A 20,725-nucleotide genomic window follows, 5' to 3' on the forward strand; every position below is an offset into this window, starting at 1 on the left:
GATTCAATGACGCTTTCCTAGCTCGGTAGCACGTTCAGCGGTGTGCAACCAGCAGGATGACCGCGCATCATGAATGGTGGCGAGATGGAGAAACGGGTGAGCGCAACACGCACCGGAAGCCGACATGGCTCGTCGAGGCATCAACCGCCTCCGCGTGCCGCGCGGCGGGACGATAGCGGCGGCTGTAGTTCGGCGCAGAGAGATGCGAACCGCCCTTGAGCACCTTGCGTGGAATGCGAGCCCGCGGTCGCGCCGGATCGTAGCTGGCCTCCTTGCGGCCGCCGACGGGATTATGCGGGACGCCGTGCTGCGCGTCGGCCTCGTGGCGTGCCGACCACCAATCGGTCGTCCACTCCCAGACGTTGCCGATCATGTCGGAGACGCCATAGCCGTTCGGCGGGAACGCCGTCACCGGCGAGGTGCGGTCATAGCCGTCCTCGCAGAGATTCTGGACCGGGAAATTGCCCTGCCAGGTATTGGCCATGTGGACGCCGCCGGGCATCAAGGCGTTGCCCCAGGCGTATTCCTCATCCTCGAGCCCGCCGCGCGCAGCGAATTCCCACTCCGCTTCCGTCGGCAATTCCTTTCCGACCCATTTCGCGTAAGCCAATGCGTCAGCGTAAGTGATGTGCACGACCGGATGACTGCCGAGCACATTGATGTGGGTCTTGGGGCCATATGGATGGCGCCAGTTGGCGCCGGGCGTGAACGTCCACCACTGGCTTGTGTCGCGCAAATCGCGCACCCGCCGCGGCGCGGTGAAGACGAGCGAGCCGGCTTGGCGCATGTCCGGCGGCGCGTCCGGATCGTTCGCGGGACTGGGCGGGATCTCCGCCGCGGTGATGTGGCCGGTGGCGAGGACGAACTCGCGGAACTGCCAATTGGTGACGGGTGTTCGGTCGATCCAGAAACCGTCGACCGTCACGCGATGCGCTGGCGCTTCTTCGGGGTAGTGATGGTCCGATCCCATCCGGAACGCGCCGCCAGGAATCCAGACCATGTCCTCGGTCCTGATATCATCCGGCTGATAGCTGCTGCACTCGGTTTCTGCCCGAAACATGGCGCCAACTTTGCGCGGTGTCGCGCCCCTTCCGGTTCAAGCGCCGCCAGCCCAGCGGCAACAACAGGTTAGCCCCTCTATCTTGCCGTGTGCGCAGGCTGCGATAAGCGCAGCCACTCCCGCGGCGCGTGACGCGGTCCAATACGACCTGATCACGTGCCTGCTCCGGTTGAGGACCGAACGATAGACCAACTCCGCAGGCCTGTGATGTGCAGAGTGTGCCAATTTTCGGCAAGCTTGCTCACAGCCGTCGCGCGAATGCACCGGATGTGGTCGATCCCTCGGGGAGTTGCGAAGGCTTTGACGAAAATTCAGGGACAATTGCTGCCGCACGCGCGCCATCACGAAACCCGAATCGCTGCAACAAATCGGTGTCATGGTGTGGCAGGAACTTCACCGTCCCCGACTTGTTGTCGGGACCGGCACTGCCCCACCGTGCGTGGGGGAGGCGAAGATGGCGCAACGTCTTTCGGTCAACATCTCCAACCTCGATGGCTTCGAGGGCATGCATCAGGGCGTCAAGGGCAGCCATGTCGACGTCATGCAGATCGGACGTGGCAGGCTGCGCGGGACCCTGTCTCATGTCGGCATCGGGGATTTCTCGCTGAGCATCGGCTCGTTCAGTCTCGGCCTGCGCACGCAGCGTATTTCGACCGATGACCGGCTGATCGTCGGCATGCTGCTGGATGCCGAAGATCGTGTCACGCACTGGTCGTTCGACATGCGTCCGTCCGACGTCCTGGTGATCCCGCCGCTGGTCGAGCATGATGGGATCTTCCACGGCGCGTCCACTTATGCAGCGGTCCGGCTCGATCTCGCTCATCTCGGCTCCGTGTTCGGCGGCGACGCGCGGCTCAGCGATCCCGCCCATTGGCTGGAAAAGAGTTACTATCGCACAGACGATGCGATCGGCATGGTCGCAGCCCGCCGCCTGCCCCAGATCATTTCAGGTCTCGCACGACACGAGTCGGTGCTTTCGGACGATGCGGCGGAATTCTGGAAGCGCGCCATCGTCGACTGCATGACGGGTACGATCGTCAATTCGCTGCCGCCCGATGACCGCGGCCATCTGCCATCGGCGATGAAGCTCGTTCGCCGCGTCGAGGACTATCTCGATAGAGTGGGCCCGAGGCCGGTACATATCTCCGAGATCTGCGCCGAATTCAGCCTGTCGCGGCGCGGACTTCACCGTGCCTTTCAGGAAGTGTTCGGCATCGGCCCCGTAACATTCCTACGCCACAAACGCCTTTGCGCCATCCATTCCATGCTGAGGGAAAGCGTGCCCGGAGAGGTCACCGTCGGCGAAATCGCGATGCAGCAGGGCTTCATCGAACTCGGACGGTTCGCCCAATATTACAGAAACCTGTTCGGCGAGTACCCGTCCGAGACGCTGCGCGGCAAGCGCGCGGGCGGACTGCCGCCGTCCGCCGCCGCATTTCGCTGAGCCATCGGCAGTAAATCCGTAGCCCGGGTGGAGCGCAGCGCAACCCGGGACAAGCGGATCAACATCTGGCGCGGACCCGGGTTACGCTGACGCTTCACCCGGGCTACGGCAGGATGTGCGCGACGGCGTCACTCCACCAGCAGCACGTCGACGGCGACGTTCAGCTTCTGCTTGCGCGAGCCGACGATGATGCCGTCGACCGGCGAGACGTCGGAGAAATCGCGGCCCACCGCGAGGATAATGTGATCGTTCTCGACCAGGAGATCGTTGGTCGGATCGAAACCGATCCATCCGAGCTCGGCGCCGCACCACACTGAGACCCAGGCGTGGGTCGCGTCAGCCCCTTGCAAGCGCGGCTGTCCCGGCGGCGGGATGGTGCGCAAATAGCCGCTGACATAGGCGGCCGGCAGGCCGAGGCCGCGGAGCCCTGCGATCATCACATGGGCAAAGTCCTGGCAGACGCCGTGGCGTTTCTCGAACACTTCCGTTAGCGGCGTCGAGATCACGGTGGCCTTGGAATCGTACCTGAAGTCGCTGCGGATGCGGCGCATCAGGTCGGCGGCACCGGCAAGGATGCCGCCTCCTCGCGGAAAGCTTGCGGACGCGTAGGCCGTAAGCGGCCCGAGCACCGGCACCAGCGCGCTCGCGAAGACATAGCCGACCGGCGATGATGGTCCGAGACTCGTCGCCTCGAACGCAACGTCGCGCACGCTCTCCCAGGGCGGGCTCGGCGAGCTGCGGCCGGGCGCATGGCGCGAGACCGCGACGCGCGAGCGCGAGTCGACGCGCAGATTACGGTGCGCGGTCTCGATCAGGACGCTTTCGGTCAAGGTGCCGAAGAAGTCGCGCCGCGCCGTGCGCTCTGCTGGCCGCGGCCTGATCTCGACGCTGTGGGAGATCAGCTCCTGCCCGTCGCCGCTTTGCGGCTCCAGCCGTAGCGAGCATCGCGCGAAACTCACGGGGCTTTCGTAGGAGTAGGTCGTGACGTGCCTGATATCGTAGATCACGCGAGGCCTGTTAGCTTCTCCGGCCGGCTCGCATTGGGCCCGTGCGGGAAATAATGCAGCCCGATAGCGTCGGCGAGATTGAGCAGGTCCTGCTCCAGCGAGAACAACGTCTTGACATCAAGAGTTTCCGCTTCCGCCGTCGCCAGCATCGCCTGCAGCGCAACCGCGAGCCGCTGCGGGCGCTCGATCATCCCGTATTCCTTCAGGCTCGGCAGTGCCGCGATGTGTTCGTTGAGGCTTTCGACCTGGAACGCGACCGAGCGCGGGTTGTAAGGGTCGAGCACCGCGAGATCGCGCACCGGCGCAAGGATAGGCGTCACCAGATAGCGGGAACGATAGGTGATCTGGCAATCGACGAGCGTCAGCAGGATGTCGAGATCTTCATCACCAGCCTCGTCAAAAGCGAACTGCCGCGCGAAGCGGGTGGTGTTGATGGCGCGCTCGGCGCGGCGGCCCATGTCAAGAAAGCGCCAGCCCGCGGCGCGGTTCATGTTCTCCTGCGCAAGTCCCGCAAAGCTCGCCAGCTCCTGCAGCGTCAATTCGGCCGCGCTGATGACGCCATCGTCATCCTCGACCTCCTCGCCGAGCCGGTCCACTATCTCGGTGATGACCTGCCACGCGTCCGGCGACAGCCTCTCGCGCAGCGAGGTGGCGGTGCGCTGTGCCGAGCGCACCAGCGAGAGCGCCGAACCGAAACGTTCCTCGCTCTGCAACGCTTCGGCGACGACCTTGGCCGGGTTCGCCCGCGCCGTCTGCGAGGTCGCGCCCCAGGCCACCAGCATGCGCTGGATGCGCTCGACCGAATGCAGGTTGGACGCGCCGCTCGCATTCGACCTCGCGGGATCGCGCATCGGCGAGCCGAGCGCGCGGATCAATCGCAGCGTCGCTTCGGCACGTTCGAGATAGCGGCCGAGCCAGAACAGATTGTCGGCGGCGCGGCTCGGCAACACGCCGGCGATGCGGCGGATGCGCACGGTATCGCCGGCGGGCAACAGGCTCGCGGTCGAGACTGCTTTTTCCGACACCACCCAGACATCCGCGGCGCGTGCGCCGTCGCCCATCGACACCGCGCGGGCATCCGCCTGTTCGGCGATTCGGCAGAAGCCGCCGGGCAGGATCGTCCAGCCGTGCGGCGTGGCCGCGGCGAAAACGCGCAGCACAAAGGGGCGCGGCGTGAGCTGGCCGTTCTCCCACACCGGCGTGGTCGACAGCCGCACCAATTCCTGGCCGACAAAGTCGATGCCACGCTCGGTGATGGCAATCTTCAGCCGCTCGCGTTCGCTCGGCGACAACTCGCCCGCGAGCACGGGACCATGGCTGGCAAAGCCCGGGACACCCCGGCCATAGGCGCTTTCGATCGCGAAATCATCGAGCCGCGACAATACCTGTTCGCGCGCGGCCTTCTGACCGCACCACCAGGTCGCGATATGCGGCATTTCCAGTTCTTCGCCGAGCAGCCGTCGGCACAGGCTCGGCAGGAAGCCGAGCAGCGCCCGCGCTTCCAGCACGCCCGAACCGGGCATGTTGGCGATGACGACACCGCTCTTGCGCAGCACCTCGATCAGGCCGGGCACGCCGAGATGCGAGGAGGCGTTGAGCTCCAGCGGATCGAGCCAATTGGAATCGACCCGGCGCAGCAGCACGTCGAGCCGCTTCAGCCCGGCAACTGTGCGAATGTGGACGCGGTCGCCGCTGACGGCGAGATCGTCGCCTTCGACCAGCAGGAAGCCGAGATAGCGCGCCAGCGTCGCGTGCTCGAAATAGGTCTCGTTGAACGAGCCCGGGGTCAACAGACCAATGCGCGGCTCGTCGCGGTCGGCGCTGGCGCGTAAGGCGTCGCGGAACGCTTCGAAGAACGGCGCAACGCGCTCGACATTCATCGACTTGTAGAGGCCGGCGAACGCGCGCGAGAGCACCAGGCGGTTTTCCAGCGCGTAGCCCGCGCCCGAGGGCGCCTGCGTGCGATCGCCGAGCACCCACCAGCGGCCGTCAGGGCCGCGGCCGACATCGGCGGCATAAAGGTGGAGGTAGCGCCCGCCCGGCGGCTTGATGCCGCTGACGGCGCGCAGATATTCGCTGCTGCCGGCGATCGCGGCGGCGGGGATCGCGCCATCAGTGACAAGGCGACCATCGCCATAGATGTCGCGCAGGATCATTTCGAGCAGTTGCGCGCGCTGCGTGATGCCGGAAACAAGCTGCTGCCAGTCGGCGTCATCGATGATCAGCGGCAGGTGGCTCAGCGGCCACAGCCGGTCGGAAGTCTCGCCGGGCGCACGATAGGTGACGCCGGCGTCGCGCAAATGCCGGTCGGCGGCGGCGAAGCGACGCTCGATCTCCGCCGGCGATAGGGCGGAAAACGCATCGAAGAAGCGGGTCCAGACCGGGCGCGGGGTGCCGTCCGGGCCGATATATTCATCGGGAATGCCGGGCAGCCGCGCATAGTCGCGCGACCACTGCGCCATGCGGCGCTGGCCCGGGCGGGCCTTGTTCTCCTGGCTGTGTTCCTGGCCGGTCGCCATTCCGCTTCCCGAAACGAGATGCGTATCAATGCAGGAGCGGCGTCCGCAAGTCGAGGGTCAGCGGGAATTCAATTGTGCGTTCTTCCGGCGGCGGCTCGATCCTGCCGGGGGTATGGCCGTGGTCCTGGAAGCGGGCCAGCCGCCGCGCCTCGGCCTCGTAGGAATTGACCGGCTTGGTCTCGTAGTTGCGGCCGCCGGGATGGGCGACATGGTAGACGCAGCCGCCGAGCGAGCGGCCGTTCCAGGTGTCGATCAGGTCAAAGGTCAGTGGCGCATGCACCGGGATGGTCGGATGCAGGCCGGAAGCCGGCTGCCAGGCCTTGAAGCGGACGCCCGCGACCGCCTCCCCCGAACGTCCGGTCCCCGTCATCGGCATCCGCCTGCCATTGCAGGTGATGACGTGGCGGCCCTCGACAAAGCTTGATGCCTTGACCTGGAGCCGCTCAACCGAAGAATCGACATAGCGGACCGTGCCGCCGGCAGATCCCTCCTCGCCCAGCACATGCCATGGCTCGAGCGCTTGCCGCAGTTCCAGCGCGACGCCGCCATGGTGGACATGGCCGAACATCGGGAAACGGAATTCGAGCTGCGCCGTGTACCACTCCGGCGAGAAATCGTAGCCGGACAGCCTGAGGTCGGCGAGCACGTCCAAAAAGTCTTCCCAGAGGAAATGCGGCAGCATGAAGCGGTCATGCAGCGTCGTACCCCAGCGCACGAACTTGCCCTGCTGCGGCTCGCGCCAGAATTTTGCGATCAGCGCGCGGATCAGGAGCTGCTGCGCCAGCGACATCCTGGGATCGGGCGGCATTTCGAGCGCGCGGAATTCGACCAGGCCGAGCCGGCCGGTCGGGCCATCGGGCGAGTAGAGCTTGTCGATACAGATTTCGGCGCGATGGGTATTGCCGGTGATATCGACCAGGATGTGCCGGAACAGTCGGTCCGCCAGCCACAGCGGCGCTTCGACGCCCGCAGGCGGCACATGGGCGAGCGCGATCTCGAGTTCATAGAGCCCGTCATGGCGCGCTTCATCGATCCGCGGCGCCTGGCTGGTCGGGCCGATGAACATGCCGGAGAACAGATAGGACAGCGACGGATGCCGTTGCCAATACAGCACGAGGCTCTTCAACAGATCGGGACGGCGCAGGAACGGCGAATCCTGCGGATTGCTGCCGCCGACCACAACGTGGTTGCCGCCGCCGGTGCCGGTGTGGCGACCATCGATCAGGAAACGGTTGGCGCCGAGGCGCACTTTCGCGGCGTCCTCGTAGAGGCCGAAAGTGATATCGACCGCCTCGCGCCAGCTTTGCGCCGGCTGGATGTTGATCTCGATCACGCCGGGATCGGGCGTGACCTTGATGACCTCGATGCGGGGATCGAACGGTGGCGCATAGCCCTCGACATGCACAGGCATCTGCAAGTCTTCGGCTGTCGCCTCGATCGCCGCCACCAGTTCGAGATAGTCTTCGGCCTTCTCGACCGGCGGCATGAAGGCGCACAAGGTGCCGTCCCGGATTTCGATCGACATCGCCGTGCGCACCGGCGGCGGCTCTGGGAGGTCCTCAAGCAGCCGCTTCAATTCCTCGTCGAAATCCGGCAGGCCGCTGCGCGGCGCCATCGGATCGGTCTCGATGATGTAGGGATAATCTTCCGGCGGGACGTATTCGAGCGAGGAGATCGGCAACCGCAGTCCCAGCGGAGAATCGCCCGGCGACAGGAACAGGTGGCTGCGCCGGATCTTCCAGTGCTCGCTACGCCAGCGGGCGGGAACGCGGCCGGCAAGTGGGGTGAAGCGTTGGATCGGCAGCACATAGCCCTTCGGCGTCGTCAGCCCGTGGTCGAACACCCGCGCGAGACGCGAGCGCTCTTCCGGATCGGATAGTTTGGAATTCTCAGGGCTGACATTGGCCGGAAGCGCGGCTTCGCGCTGGAGCCAGTAGGCGGGATCCTCGAAGGCCGGCATGACGTAGTCGGCCGCCAGCTCGAGCTTCTGCGCCATGGTCACGGCGAAGCGCTCGGCGTCTTTGATCTCTGCCTTGTACGGGTTTTCGATCTTCGCGATCAGATCGGCATTCTTCCAGATCGGCACGCCGTCCTTGCGCCAGTAGAGGCCGAAGGCCCAGCGCGGCAGGCTTTCGCCCGGATACCATTTGCCCTGGCCGTAGTGCAGTAAACCGCCGGGCGCAAAACGATCGCGCAGGCGGCGGATCAGATCATCGGCGAGCGCACGCTTCGTCGGACCGACGGCGGCGATGTTCCATTCCGGCGCTTCGAGATCATCGACCGACACGAAGGTCGGCTCGCCGCCCATGGTGAGCCGCACGTCTTCCGTCTTCAAATCGGCGTCGACCTGCTCGCCGAGCGCGTCGAGCCGCGCCCAGGATTCATCCGAGAACGGACGCGTGATCCGCGGCGCCTCGCGGATGCGCTTGACGCTCATCTCGAAGGCAAAATCGACATTGGCGAAGCCGGCAGTGCCGGAGATCGGCGCTGCCGAGCGGTAGTGCGGCGTGGCTGCAACGGGGATGTGCCCCTCGCCCGTCAGCATGCCCGAGGTGACGTCGAAGCCGATCCACCCCGCACCGGGCAAATAGACTTCGGCCCAGGCATGCAGGTCGGTGAAGTCGTTATCGACCTCGCGCGGGCCCTCGACCGGATCGATATCGGGACGAAGCTGGATCAGATAGCCGGAGACGAAGCGTGCGGCGAAACCGAGATGGCGCAGAATTTGGATCAACAGCCATGCCGAGTCACGGCAGGAGCCCGCGCCGGCGGCCAGCGTCTGCTCCGGCGTCTGCACGCCGGGCTCCATGCGGATGACGTAGCGGATTTTCTCGCGCAGCTTTGCGTTGAGGTCGACCAGGAAATTGACGGTGCCGTCTGCCTCGCGCGGAATCTCTTTCAGATAGTCGGCAAACAGCGGGCCCGGCTCGATGGTTGCGAGATAAGGCGCGAGCTCGTTCTTGAGATCGCTCGTGTATTGGAACGGATAGGAGGTGGCGTATGACTCGACGAAGAAGTCGAACGGATTGATCACGGTCATCTGCGCCGTGAAATCGACTTCGATCTTGAGCTCGGTTGCCTTCTCCGGAAACACCAGGCGCGCCAGCCAGTTGCCCTGAGGGTCCTGCTGCCAGTTCACGAAATGATTGGCTGGCGTGACCTTGAGCGAATAGCTCAGGATCGGCGTGCGCGTATGCGGCGCCGGACGCAGGCGAACGGTCTGGGGCCCGAGGTCGATCGGTCGGTCGTACTTGTAATGCGTGACGTGATGCAGTGCGACGAAGATCGACACGGATGGCGGACTCCAGCAGCTTTTTTGAGCAGAACACTGGTTCCGGCCGACGGCAAGCACTAACAACGGGCACGCCTGCCTAGCAGGCGGGCGAGTGGCGAATAGCGAGTGGCAAATAGAACGGAACGGCCCTATTCGCTACTCGCCACTCACCATTCGCCTTCTCACATCGTCGCGCCGAGCACCCACGGCGCGAACTCGGCGCCGCCGAAATCGAAGCTCTCGCTCTTGGTGGGCTGGCCGGATGCCGTCTTCAGCATGAGATCAAAAATGCGCTGGCCGCATTCCTGCACGCTCTCCTCGCCGTCGAGGATGGTGCCGCAATTGACGTCCATGTCGTCTTCCATGCGCTTGTACATGGGTGTGTTGGTGGCGAGCTTGATCGAGGGCGCGGGCTTGCAGCCGAACACGCTGCCGCGTCCCGTGGTGAAGCAGACCAGATTGGCGCCACCCGCGACCTGCCCGGTCGCCGCAACCGGATCGTAGCCGGGCGTGTCCATGAACACGAAGCCGCGCTTGGTCACCGGCTCGGCGTAGTGCAGCACGTCAACGAGATTGGTGCTGCCGGCCTTCGCCATCGCGCCAAGCGATTTCTCGAGGATCGTGGTGAGGCCGCCGGCCTTGTTGCCGGGGCTCGGATTGGCGTTCATCTCGGCGCCTTCGCGCTGCGTGTATTCTTCCCACCAGCGCATCAGGCCGACCAGCTTCTCGCCGACCTCGCGGCTGACGGCGCGGCGTGTCAGCAGATGCTCGGCGCCATAGGTCTCCGGAGTCTCGGACAAGATCACGGTGCCGCCGTGCCGCACGAGGAGATCGCTGGCGGCGCCGAGCGCGGGATTGGCGGAGACGCCGGAATAGCCGTCGGAGCCGCCGCATTGCAGCGCCACCGTGAGCTCGCTCGCCGCGACCTTCTCGCGCTTGACCTTGTTGGCGTCGGCGAGTGCTTCGCGCACGAAGGCGACGCCGGCTTCCACGGTCTTGCGGGTGCCGCCGACTTCCTGGATGTCCATCGCGCGCAGGCGTCCGGCGAGCTTCTGCTCCTGCATCAGGCCGCCGATCTGGTTCACTTCGCAGCCGAGGCCGAGCACGATCACCGCAGAGAAATTCGCGTGCCGCGCATAGCCGCCGAGCGTGCGGCGAAGCAGCGCCAATGGCTCGTCCTGCGTCATGCCGCAGCCGGTCTTGTGGGTCAGCGCGACGACGCCGTCGACATTCGGAAAATCGGCCAGCGGATTGTCGCCGGTGAACGGATTCTTCTTGAAGACGTCGGCGACGAGGCTAGCGACATGGGCGCTGCAGTTCACCGAGGTGAGGATGCCGATATAGTTGCGCGTCGCGACGCGGCCATCGGGACGGCGGATGCCGTCGAAGGTCGCGGGCAGATCGAAATTCGGCACCGGCTTCACGTCGACGCCGTAGGCGTAGTCCTTGGCGAAATCGCCCATGCCGCAATTCTGGGTGTGGACATGCTGGCCCGGCGCGATCGGCGCTGTGGCAAAGCCGATGATCTGGCCATAGCGCCTGATCGGCTCGCCCTCCGCGATCGGCTTGATCGCGACCTTGTGGCCGGCCGGAATGCGGTCAACCGTGGTGACGCCGTTGGCGACCTCAAGCCCCGGCGGCAGGCTGGCGCGCGCGATCAGCACGCTGTCATCGGGATGCAGGCGGATCACGGGTGCCGGGGCCATGGGGGTCTCCTTTGGGGCGAATGGCTGCGAGGGGCGAATAGCGAATGGCGAGTAGCGAATAGGATTGCTGCGCTCGCTATCCCTATTCGCCATTCCCTACTCGCTATTCGCTTCTCACGCTTTTCCGCCAGACTCTTTGCGGGTCTGGTTCACCTGCATTTTGGCGTAGGTCATCATTAAGCCGCTCTCGTTCGAGAGCGTGACGAGCTTGAAGCCCATGTTGATCGCACGGACCGCGCCTTCGGCGCCGCTGCAGTGGATGCCGGGGTTGAGGCCGCGCTTGCCGCATTCCTTGACGATCTTCTCGTAGATCTTGAGGATCTCCGGCTCGTCGCGATCGAGCTTCGGCACCAGGCCGTAGGAGAAGCCGAGGTCGGACGGACCGATATAGACGCCGTCGATGCCCTCGACGTCGAGGATCGCTTCCATGTTCTCGACTGCGGTCCTGGTTTCCATCATCGGCAACAGCACGATCTCATCATTGGCGGTCTGCTGATAGGTGCCGGCCGAGCCGTACATGCCAGAGCGGATCGGGCCGTTGGAGCGCGTGCCCTTCGGCGGATACTTCGCATAAGAGACGAGGTTCTTGGCTTCCTCGGGCGTGTTGACCATCGGACAGATCACGCCATAGGCGCCGCCGTCGAGCACCTTGCCGATGATGCCGGGCTCGTTCCAGGGCACGCGCACCATCGGCGTCACCGGGTGGCCGTTCATTGCCTGGAAGCATTGCACCATCGAGAGATAATCCTGCACGCCGTGCTGCATGTCGACGGTGACGCTGTCGAAACCGCATTGCGCGATCACCTCGGCCGAAAAGCCCGACGGGATCGCCAGCCACGCGTTGACAACCGCTCTGCCCGACGCCCAGATTTGCTTGACCTTGTTATTTGCCACTTTGCCGTCCTTCCCTTGTTCTCACCGTCATGGCCATGCCGTCATTGCGAGGAGCGATAGCGACGAAGCAATCCATACTTCGCTTGTGACGACATGGATTGCCTCACTCCGCTCGCGATGATGGGTGCTCGTTAGCCTGTTGCCCGCTGGATGCTGACTTCGCTGACGCCGACTTCGCGCGCGGTATTCACTATCGCCGCCCAGGTGTCGTCAGGCAAGGGGATGCCGTTCCTGGTGCGCTCGGCGCGGGTCTTTCTTTCGGGATCGCCCGGGATCAGCACGTTATCGGTACCGGCAATCGGCTTGGTCTCGCGGATGAAGTCAACATAGCGCGAGATTTCGCCGTCGAAGAAATTGGCGGGATCGACCACCTTGGGATCGATGTAGAAGGCCAGCATGCCGTTGGCGAACCGCCGGTCCGGCGTGGTCGCGCCCGTTCCGGTCAGCGCGCCGCCGAGCAGTTCGCAGATGAATGCCAGGCCTGAGCCCTTGTGCTCGCCGAACGCACGGATCGCGCCGGTGCCCTTGGTGTGATCGCGCGGCCCGTCCGGCGTGTATGGCCCATACAGCACGTGCGGATCTTCACTCAAGGTACCGTCGAAATCGACCAGCGCGCCAACAGGCAGTTTCTTGCCGCCGCGGCTTGCGACCAGCACCTTGCCCTCGGCGACGATCGAGGTGGCGAAATCGAGCACGATCGGGTCCTGGCCTTCGCGCGGAATGCCGACGCAATAGGGCGCGGTCGACAGCCGTTTCTCGACGCCGCCGAACGGCGCAACCAGGAGCGAACCCGCGGCATTGACGAAATGCACCGACACCAGCCCTTCGGCGGCGGCCATCTCCGCCCAATCGCCGACGCGGCCGATATGGCCGGCATTGCGCAGCGCAACTGCGGCAAGTCCTGCCTTCTTGCACTTTTCGATGCCGATCTTGACGGCGACCGGCGCGACCGTCTGCCCGTAACCGAACTTGCCGTCGACGACGGCTAGCGAGGGCGTATCGACCACGACCTCGGCGGTCTGGTTCGGAACCACGGAGCCCATCTTCTTCCAGCGGATATAGACGGGTACGCGGATCACGCCGTGGCTGTCGTGCCCGGTGAGATTGGCGGTCGTCAAATATGTTGCAATGCGACGGGCTTCTTCGGGCGAGGATTCGGCGTGGGAGAAGACTTCAGCAACAAAATTGATGAGATTGTCGACCTTGATCGTCACCATGGATATGTCACTCGCTCCTTGGTTTGCAGCATGATCCTTCCGGGAAACCGGCACCTCGGGATCATGCTTCTTTAAGCGCTGGCCTTGGCGTGACCACCGAGATAGGCCGCGGCGATGGCCTCATTGCCCCACAATTCGTCGGGCTTGCCGCCAAGCACAATCCGCCCCGTTTCCAGGACGAAGCCGTGATCGGCGACCGAAAGTCCCATGCGCGCATTTTGCTCAACAAGCAAGACCGTGGTGTCTTTCCTGATCTGCGAAATGATGCGGAACACCGCCTGCACGATGACGGGCGCCAGTCCCAACGAAGGCTCGTCCAGCAAGAGCAGCCGCGGCTTCGCCATCAATCCACGAGCAACGGCGACCATCTGCAACTGGCCACCGGACAGCGTCCAGCCCAGCGCATCGGCGAAGGCGCGAATGTCCGGGAACAGGTCGAACATCGCATCCGCCTCGCGCGAGATCTGCGCCGACGAAGCTTTTCGGTTCGACGCGCCGAGCATGATGTTTTCCTTGACCGTGAGGCCCGGGAACACCCGCCTGCCCTCCGGCACATGCGAGATGCCGAGCCGGACGATCGCTTCCGGCCCAAGGCCGGCGATCGACTCGCCGTCGAACAGGATTTCGCCGGACGTGGGCTTGGCGAGCCCCGAGATGGCGCGGAGCGTGGTGGACTTGCCGGCGCCGTTGGCGCCGAGCAAAGTCACCACCTGCCCCGCCTCGACGGCGATGGTGACGCCGCGCAGCGCCTCGATCTCGCCGTAGCGGACCACGAGATTGCGGATTTCGAGCAGCGGCATCATTCGCTCCCGAGATAGGCGGAGACGACATCGGGATGGCGCAGCACCGCCATGGATTCGCCGTCCGCGATGCGGCGACCGAAATTGAGCACGGTGATGTGCTGGGCGGCTTCGGAGACGAGCGTCATGTCGTGATCGATGATGAGGATGGTGAGGCCCTGCGCCGCGATGCGCTTGAGCAGTTCATGCAGTTCGAGCTTCTCGGTCGAATTCAATCCCGCGGCCGGCTCGTCGAGCAGCAACAGCGTCGGATTGGCGGCCAGCGCGCGCGCAATCTCGATCAGGCGCTGGTGGCCGTAGGAGAAGCTCGAGATCAGCTCGTTGGCGCGGTGGCCGAGGCCGACGAAGTTCAGTGCTTCCATCGCCCGTTCGGTCAGCGCGTCCTCGCCCTTCCCGATCATCGTGTTGCCGGGCCGCTCGGCGCCGATCTCGACATTCTCGAGCGCCGTCATCGAACGGAACAGACGGATGTTCTGGAAGGTGCGGCCGAGTCCCGCGGCCGTGCGCTGATGCGGCGGCATGCGGGTGATGTCGGTGCCGTCGAGCACGATCTTGCCCGAGGTCGCCTCGTAGAGGCCGGAGAGTACGTTTAGCGTCGTGGTCTTGCCGGAGCCGTTCGGCCCGATCAGCGCGTGGACGCCGCCGCGCCTCACCGCGATGTCGACGCCATCGACGGCTTTGAGGCCGCCGAAATGCTTCGACAGGCCGGTCACCTCAAGCACGAACTCGCCGCCGACGGTCGCAGGCTTCAACTGCAGCGCAGCCGCCACAGGCGGCGCCTTGATGTGCGCGCGCCAGCGGCTGAAGGCATCGGCGACGAAGCCCCAGATGCCGTCTGGCATGAAGCGAATGATCAGGATCACGAACAGGCCGTAAATGGCGAGATAAAGCCCGGGCACGCTCTTGAGGAAACGCAGCCATTCCGGAATCAGGATCAGAAGCCCGGTGCCGATCGCCGAGCCGATCGGCGAAGCGACGCCGCCAAGCAGCGACATCGTCAGGAACACGATCGATTCCGCGAACGAGAATTGATCGGGGCTGACATAGGCAAAGCCGCCGGCGAACAGCCCGCCCGCCAGGCCGCCGAGCAGCGCACAGAGCGCGAAGGCGTAGATCTTGGTGCGGAACACGTCGATGCCGTTGACGCCGGCCGCGAGTTCGTTGTCGCGCACGGCCCGCATTGCGCGGCCGAGCTTGGTGTCGGAGAGATGCCAGACCAGATAGCCGACGATCGCGAGCATGGCGACGCAGAAGGCGAGATAGCTCTGCGACGTCTGGAACAGTTCGGGACGGCGGATATTGGAGACGCCGTCGGGGCCATGCGTCAGCCAGATCGCGTTGATCATGACAAGCGTAACGATCTGCTGGAACGAGATCGTCACCATCGCGAGGTAATGCCCGCCGAGCCGCAAGGTCGACATCCCCAGGAGCGCGCCGGCAAGCAGCGCGACCACGCAGCCACCGACAAGGCACAGCCAGAAGCTGAGATGCAGGTCGTTCGTTCCGAGGCCGACCGCATAGGCGCCGAGCCCGAAGAACGCCGCCTGCGCCAGATTGATCTGCCCGCACAGGCCGAGCACGACCGACAGGCCGAACACTGCAATCGAGAACGTCGTCGCTTGCAGCAGGATGTTGAGGATGTAGCCGTCGAACCGCAATCCTGCGGCAAGCGCCACCAGGATCGCCGCGCCAATGAAGTACGGCAGATGGCGGAGCAGAAGCGGTCTCGAGCGGACGGCGGGTGCCGGAATCGGCATGTTGTCGCTGGGTGCGCTCATGCTTTCTCCGCCACACGTTCGCCGAAGATGCCCTGCGGCCGGAAGATCAGGAAAGCGACCAGGACCAGGAAAGCGAAACCATCCTTGTAGGGAACCGAAATGTAGGCCGCGCCAAAAGTCTCGATGACGCCGAGCGCGAGCCCGCCGATGATGGCGCCGGCGACGTCGCCGAAGCCGCCGATGATGGTGGCTGCGAATGCCTTGAGCGCGATCGTCGAGCCCATCTGGATCGAGACGAACAGCACCGGTGCGACCAGGATGCCGGCCAAGCCGCCGAGCACGGCGGAATAAATGAAGGTGATCATGATCATGGTGGAGACGGAAATGCCGAGCAGCGAGGCCATTTCCTTGTCCTGCGAGGTCGCCTGCAGCTTCTTGCCGAGCAGCGTCTTCTCGAAGAACCAATAGTTGAAGATCACGAGCGCGATCGTCACCGCGATGATCAGGAGATACTGGCTATCGAGATAAACAGGACCGAGCTGGATGCCGGGTGTCTCAAACCATCCCTGCAGCACCTGCGGCTGCGGGCCGTAGATCGCCAGCACCGAATTCGACAGCAGGATCGAGGCGCCGATGGTGGCGATGATGACCGGCAGGAACGTGCGGTGGCGCAGCGGATAATAGACGCCGAGATTGAAGATGACGCCGAGCAGCGCCATGCCGCCGAGCGCGATCAGGAATGACAGCCAGTAGGGCCAGCCGTGATCGACGGCGAACACCACCATCAGATAGGCCGCGACCATGGAGAATTCGCCTTGCGCGAAATTCACCACATTGGTGGCGCGGAAGATCAGCACGAAACCGAGCGCGACCAGCGCGTAGACGGCGCCGATGCCGATGCCGGTAAACAGCAGTTGAAGGACGAGATCCATGACAAGCTTCGGTTAGGAGGAGAGCTGAGGAATTCGCCGAAAGGTTTTCGGCCTCTTCGTGGAGAACGAAGAGGCCGAAAAAGTGGTCAATCGTTGAATTCAATGTGCTTGTCGAAGACGATATTGCCCTTGTCGTTTTTCACGATGTTGTAGCCGTGGAGCCCGTCGCCGTTCTGGTCGAAATTATACTCGCCTTCGGCCCCGGGGAATTTCTTGATCGACAGGATCGCCTCACGGATTTTTGCAGGCTCGGTCGAGCCGGCTTTGTTGATCGCCGCCGCCAGCACGGTGACCGCGTCATAAGGCCAAGAGCTCTGGTTATCCGGCGCGACCTTGACCGCATCACGATAGAGCTTGCCGAACGCCTTGGAGGCTTCGCTGGAATCTTCCGCGTAGTCCGCGACACCATAGGTGTTGTACAGCGCAGGCCCGGCGAGTTTCAGCGCGGTGATATTGACGATCGAGGGAGAACCGACCCAGGGAATGTTGACGCCGAGCTGGCGCAACTGCCGGGCAAAGATGCCGAGGTCGTTCTCGAAGGTGAAGTAGGAGCCAAGAATGTCTGCGCCGGACTGCTTGATCGCGAGCACGACCGGGGTGAAGTCCTGACTCTGGTTGGCATAACCCTGGTCGAGCACGGGCGCACAGCCGAGCTTTTCCAACGCAGCGGTCAGGGCCTTGCCGCCTGCGGTGCCGAACGCGTCGGTCGAATGCAGCACGGCCCATTTCTTCTTGCCGAGCGTGTTGACCCCATACTCGGCGATGACGCGCCCGGAATAGCTGTCATTCGGACGGAAGCGGAACAGCCACTGATTGCCCATGTGAGTGAGGTTCGGATCGGTTCCCCCGATCATCACGGGCTTGCCGAGCTTGAGCACGTCGGGCGCCATGGCGTGCACCTGGGTCGACCGGATCGAACCAAGGAAACCGACGATGTCGGATTGCGCGGCGAGCTTGGAGAATGCCAGCACGATGCCGGGATTGGTGGTCTGATCGTCTTCGATGATCAACTCGGCCTGCTTGCCGAGGATGCCGCCAGCCTTGTTGACGGCTTCGAGTGCAAGCTTCGCACCCTGGATGGCGTAGCGGCCGGATTCGGCGGCGGGACCGGTGACCGGCGCGCACATGCCGATCTTGATCGTGGCGCCCTGCGCTCTCGCGCTCGTAATGATGTGGGGGGCGGCAAGGCCGGCGACGACGCCAGCCGCGAAATCGCGTCTCGTCAGTTTCATTGGTTTCTCCCTGAGGCCGGGCGTCTTCGTCGGCCCTTCTTGCTGTTGGCGATCCCCGACGGGGCGCGAACCGCATGCGTACTTACGGACTCTCCGTCTCGGAGTAAATTGATATTGCGGTGTTTTCGACTAACGATGGAGATGCATCGTTATCCGCGCGCATCAAGAAAGATTAATGCCGACGAGATCATGACTATTCCGGCAGATTCCGTGGGCCTACCAATTCCTTTGTGCTCAAACGATGTGCAGGAAAGGCGAGCTATGCATCCCAGCACATATCATCATGCAAATTTTGCATTTACTCATCGACCTCGACCGTTTCCCCTTCCGCGCCTGACAAGCTCGCAAGGCTTTCTTCGAGCGCGCCCAGCATCGCCTGCAGTTCAGCAAGCTTGCGCGCGCCGTAACGTTTTGTAATGGCGGCGTAGATCGCTTCCGATGTCGGCGCGACCGCTTCGATCAGCTTCAATCCCTTCGGCGAGATCGACACCACGGCGCGCCGCAGGTCCGCCTCCGCCGAACGGCGCTCGATCAGCCCGCGCGCCTCGAGGTCACGCAGGATGCGCGACAGGCTCGGCCCGAGCAGGAAGGCGAGCCGCGCGAGATCGGTGACCTCGATCGCCTCCACCGACGTCAGCGCGCGCAGGATGCGCCATTGCTGCTCGGTCAGCCCGTGATAGCGCAGGGAGGGACGGAACTGCCGCATCACGGCCTCACGCGCACGCAAGAGCGACATCGGCAACGAGCGGGAAAATTCACGCATCGGCCCACGCCGCCTCGTCTCTGCCGCCGCGCGCGGCCGCGAACCGTTCAATGATGATTTCTTACCCGCCATCGCCAATCTTTTGCGGCGCAACAAAGCGCAAATCAATTTACGCCGATACACTTAACATGTTAATCATTCCAGCGCACCATGAGTGATCCGCCATGCCGCATTTCACCATCGAATATTCGGCCAACCTGGATTCCCACCTCGACATGGGCGAAGTCGTCGAACTCGTGCGCAAGGCGGCGGTCGAGACCGGCATCTTCCCGCTCGGCGGCATCCGCGTTCGCGCCATCAGATGCGAGCACTACGCGATCGCCGACGGACGAAACGTTTACGGCTTTCTCGACATGGTGCTGCGGCTCGGCGAAGGCCGCGATCTCGCAACCCGCAAGAAGGCGGGAGAACATATCTTCAGAGCGCTATCGACTTATCTCGACCCGGTATTCGCGAGCAGCAAATTTGCGCTGTCGTTCGACATGCAGATCAACGACAAGGAGACGAGCTGGAAGCGCAACAATATCCACGATGCGCTGAAGGTGGAGACTGTCCATGGATAAAGCGAGGCCGAAATCGGCCGAATTATTCCAGGCCAACCGCGACCGCGCCGCGCCGCTGCTGGCGAAGCTGAAGGCGGAGGGAATCGGCCACATGATCGACGGCAAGACGGTGCCGTCGATCTCCGGCCAGACATTTGAGACGAAGTCGCCGATCGACGGCGCCGTGCTGGCAACCGTCGCGCGCGGCAATGCCGAGGACATCGATCGCGCCGCGACCGCGGCCGCCCTCGCCTTCAAATCCTGGCGCGACATGTCGGCCTCGATGCGGCGCAAGCTGCTCAATCGCGTGGCCGATGCGATCGAGGATCATGCCGACGATATCGCCGCGCTCGAATGCATCGATACCGGCCAGGCACATCGCTTCATGGCGAAAGCCGCGATCCGCGCGGCCGAGAACTTCCGCTTCTTTGCCGACAAATGCGCCGAGGCCAGAGACGGCCTCAACATGCCGAGCGAAGAGCACTGGAACATCTCCACGCGGGTGCCGATCGGTCCGGTCGGCGTGATCACGCCGTGGAACACGCCGTTCATGCTGTCGACCTGGAAGATCGCGCCCGCGCTCGCCGCCGGCTGCACGGTGGTGCACAAGCCCGCGGAATGGTCGCCGGTGACGGCTGATCTATTGGCGAAGCTGGTGAAGCAGGCGGGCGTGCCCGACGGCGTGCTCAACACCGTGCACGGTTTCGGCGAGGAGGCCGGCAAGGCGCTGACCGAGCATCCCGCGATCAAGGCTATCGGCTTCGTCGGCGAGAGCGCGACCGGGTCCGCGATCATGGCCCAGGGCGCGCCGACGCTGAAGCGTGTACATTTCGAACTCGGCGGCAAGAACCCGGTGATCGTGTTCGAGGACGCCGATCTCGAGCGCGCGCTCGATGCCGTCGTGTTCATGATCTACTCGCTAAACGGCGAGCGCTGCACCTCCTCGAGCCGTCTCCTGGTGCAAGAGAGCATCGCGGAGAAGTTCATCGAGAAGCTCACCGCGCGGGTCAAGGCGCTGAAGGTCGGCCATCCCCTCGATCCCGCAACCGAGATCGGACCGCTGATCCATGAGCGGCATCTGGCAAAGGTCTGCTCCTATTTCGACGTGGCGCGGCAGGAAGGCGCGACGATCGCGGTCGGCGGCAAACCGCATGACGGGCCAGGCGGCGGACATTATGTGCAACCGACGCTCGTCACGGCTGCGCATTCCAAGATGCGGGTGGCGCAGGAAGAGGTGTTCGGGCCGTTCCTCACCGTCATCCCGTTCCGCGACGAGACCGACGCCGTCGAGATCGCAAACGGCGTGCAGTATGGCCTCACCGGCTATGTCTGGACCGGTGACATGGGCCGTGCCCTGCGAGTGGCGGATGCGCTCGAAGCCGGCATGATCTGGCTCAACTCGGAAAACGTCCGGCACCTGCCAACGCCATTCGGCGGGATGAAATCGTCAGGCATCGGCCGCGACGGCGGCGATTATTCGTTCGACTTCTACATGGAAACCAAGCACGTCTCGCTGGCACGCGGGACGCATAAGATACAGAGACTGGGAGTGTAGTACGCCGTCATTCCGGGGCGATGCGAAGCATCGAGCCCGGAATTTCGAGATTCCGGGTTCAG

The 20,725-nt window shown here is 64.0% G+C and carries 15 protein-coding genes; 3 read left to right on the forward strand and 12 right to left on the reverse strand.

Features of this window, described 5'->3' with window-relative positions:
- Nucleotides 1-67 precede the first annotated feature (67 nt).
- Nucleotides 68-1,060 (reverse strand): formylglycine-generating enzyme family protein, encoded by a 993-nt coding sequence (locus CWO89_RS02705; RefSeq protein ID WP_130577130.1) that lies wholly within the window; start codon nucleotides 1,058-1,060, stop codon nucleotides 68-70.
- Between the two features lie 454 nt (nucleotides 1,061-1,514).
- On the opposite strand from CWO89_RS02705, the gene CWO89_RS02710 reads away from it, so the two are divergent.
- On the forward strand, nucleotides 1,515-2,504 hold the full coding sequence (locus CWO89_RS02710) for an AraC family transcriptional regulator (protein WP_130577131.1): 990 nt from the start codon (nucleotides 1,515-1,517) through the stop codon (nucleotides 2,502-2,504).
- 128 nt (nucleotides 2,505-2,632) lie between these two features.
- Here the strand turns inward: CWO89_RS02710 and CWO89_RS02715 are convergent, their stop codons facing one another.
- From CWO89_RS02715 to hpaR, 11 genes are all read right to left on the reverse strand, one after another.
- Nucleotides 2,633-3,511: a transglutaminase family protein gene (locus tag CWO89_RS02715; RefSeq protein ID WP_130577132.1), complete on the reverse strand. Its 879-nt coding sequence runs from the start codon at nucleotides 3,509-3,511 to the stop codon at nucleotides 2,633-2,635.
- Nucleotides 3,508-6,030: a circularly permuted type 2 ATP-grasp protein gene (locus CWO89_RS02720; RefSeq protein WP_130577133.1), complete on the reverse strand. Its 2,523-nt coding sequence runs from the start codon at nucleotides 6,028-6,030 to the stop codon at nucleotides 3,508-3,510. The genes CWO89_RS02715 and CWO89_RS02720 overlap by 4 nt, the downstream gene beginning before the upstream one ends.
- 25 nt (nucleotides 6,031-6,055) lie before the next feature.
- The gene (locus CWO89_RS02725) at nucleotides 6,056-9,322 is read right to left on the reverse strand and encodes a transglutaminase family protein (RefSeq protein ID WP_130577134.1); all 3,267 of its coding nucleotides are present in this window, start codon (nucleotides 9,320-9,322) and stop codon (nucleotides 6,056-6,058) included.
- Between the two features lie 164 nt (nucleotides 9,323-9,486).
- Nucleotides 9,487-11,010 (reverse strand): UxaA family hydrolase, encoded by a 1,524-nt coding sequence (locus tag CWO89_RS02730; RefSeq protein WP_130577135.1) that lies wholly within the window; start codon nucleotides 11,008-11,010, stop codon nucleotides 9,487-9,489.
- Between the two features lie 114 nt (nucleotides 11,011-11,124).
- Nucleotides 11,125-11,904, reverse strand: a complete 780-nt coding sequence (locus CWO89_RS02735) for an HpcH/HpaI aldolase family protein (RefSeq protein ID WP_130577136.1) — start codon at nucleotides 11,902-11,904, stop codon at nucleotides 11,125-11,127.
- Between the two features lie 131 nt (nucleotides 11,905-12,035).
- Nucleotides 12,036-13,121 (reverse strand): malate/lactate/ureidoglycolate dehydrogenase, encoded by a 1,086-nt coding sequence (locus tag CWO89_RS02740; RefSeq protein WP_130577137.1) that lies wholly within the window; start codon nucleotides 13,119-13,121, stop codon nucleotides 12,036-12,038.
- 71 nt (nucleotides 13,122-13,192) lie between these two features.
- Complete coding sequence (locus CWO89_RS02745; RefSeq protein ID WP_130577138.1) at nucleotides 13,193-13,921, reverse strand: ABC transporter ATP-binding protein; 729 nt, start codon at nucleotides 13,919-13,921, stop codon at nucleotides 13,193-13,195.
- Complete coding sequence (locus CWO89_RS02750) at nucleotides 13,921-15,699, reverse strand: branched-chain amino acid ABC transporter ATP-binding protein/permease (RefSeq protein ID WP_130577139.1); 1,779 nt, start codon at nucleotides 15,697-15,699, stop codon at nucleotides 13,921-13,923. Before CWO89_RS02750 ends, CWO89_RS02745 begins: the two co-directional genes overlap by 1 nt.
- Nucleotides 15,696-16,571: a branched-chain amino acid ABC transporter permease gene (locus tag CWO89_RS02755; RefSeq protein WP_130577140.1), complete on the reverse strand. Its 876-nt coding sequence runs from the start codon at nucleotides 16,569-16,571 to the stop codon at nucleotides 15,696-15,698. Before CWO89_RS02755 ends, CWO89_RS02750 begins: the two co-directional genes overlap by 4 nt.
- Before the next feature lie 86 nt (nucleotides 16,572-16,657).
- Nucleotides 16,658-17,803 (reverse strand): ABC transporter substrate-binding protein, encoded by a 1,146-nt coding sequence (locus tag CWO89_RS02760; RefSeq protein ID WP_130577141.1) that lies wholly within the window; start codon nucleotides 17,801-17,803, stop codon nucleotides 16,658-16,660.
- A 298-nt stretch (nucleotides 17,804-18,101) separates the two neighbouring features.
- Nucleotides 18,102-18,638 (reverse strand): homoprotocatechuate degradation operon regulator HpaR, encoded by a 537-nt coding sequence (hpaR, locus tag CWO89_RS02765; RefSeq protein ID WP_130577142.1) that lies wholly within the window; start codon nucleotides 18,636-18,638, stop codon nucleotides 18,102-18,104.
- Nucleotides 18,639-18,730: 92 nt separating this feature from the next.
- On the opposite strand from hpaR, the gene CWO89_RS02770 reads away from it, so the two are divergent.
- Nucleotides 18,731-19,129: a 5-carboxymethyl-2-hydroxymuconate Delta-isomerase gene (locus CWO89_RS02770; RefSeq protein WP_130577143.1), complete on the forward strand. Its 399-nt coding sequence runs from the start codon at nucleotides 18,731-18,733 to the stop codon at nucleotides 19,127-19,129.
- Nucleotides 19,122-20,663: a 5-carboxymethyl-2-hydroxymuconate semialdehyde dehydrogenase gene (gene hpaE, locus CWO89_RS02775; protein WP_130577144.1), complete on the forward strand. Its 1,542-nt coding sequence runs from the start codon at nucleotides 19,122-19,124 to the stop codon at nucleotides 20,661-20,663. Before CWO89_RS02770 ends, hpaE begins: the two co-directional genes overlap by 8 nt.
- Nucleotides 20,664-20,725 lie beyond the last annotated feature (62 nt).

Source organism: Bradyrhizobium sp. Leo170 (assembly GCF_004296405.1).
In the GTDB taxonomy this organism is placed as follows: domain Bacteria; phylum Pseudomonadota; class Alphaproteobacteria; order Rhizobiales; family Xanthobacteraceae; genus Bradyrhizobium.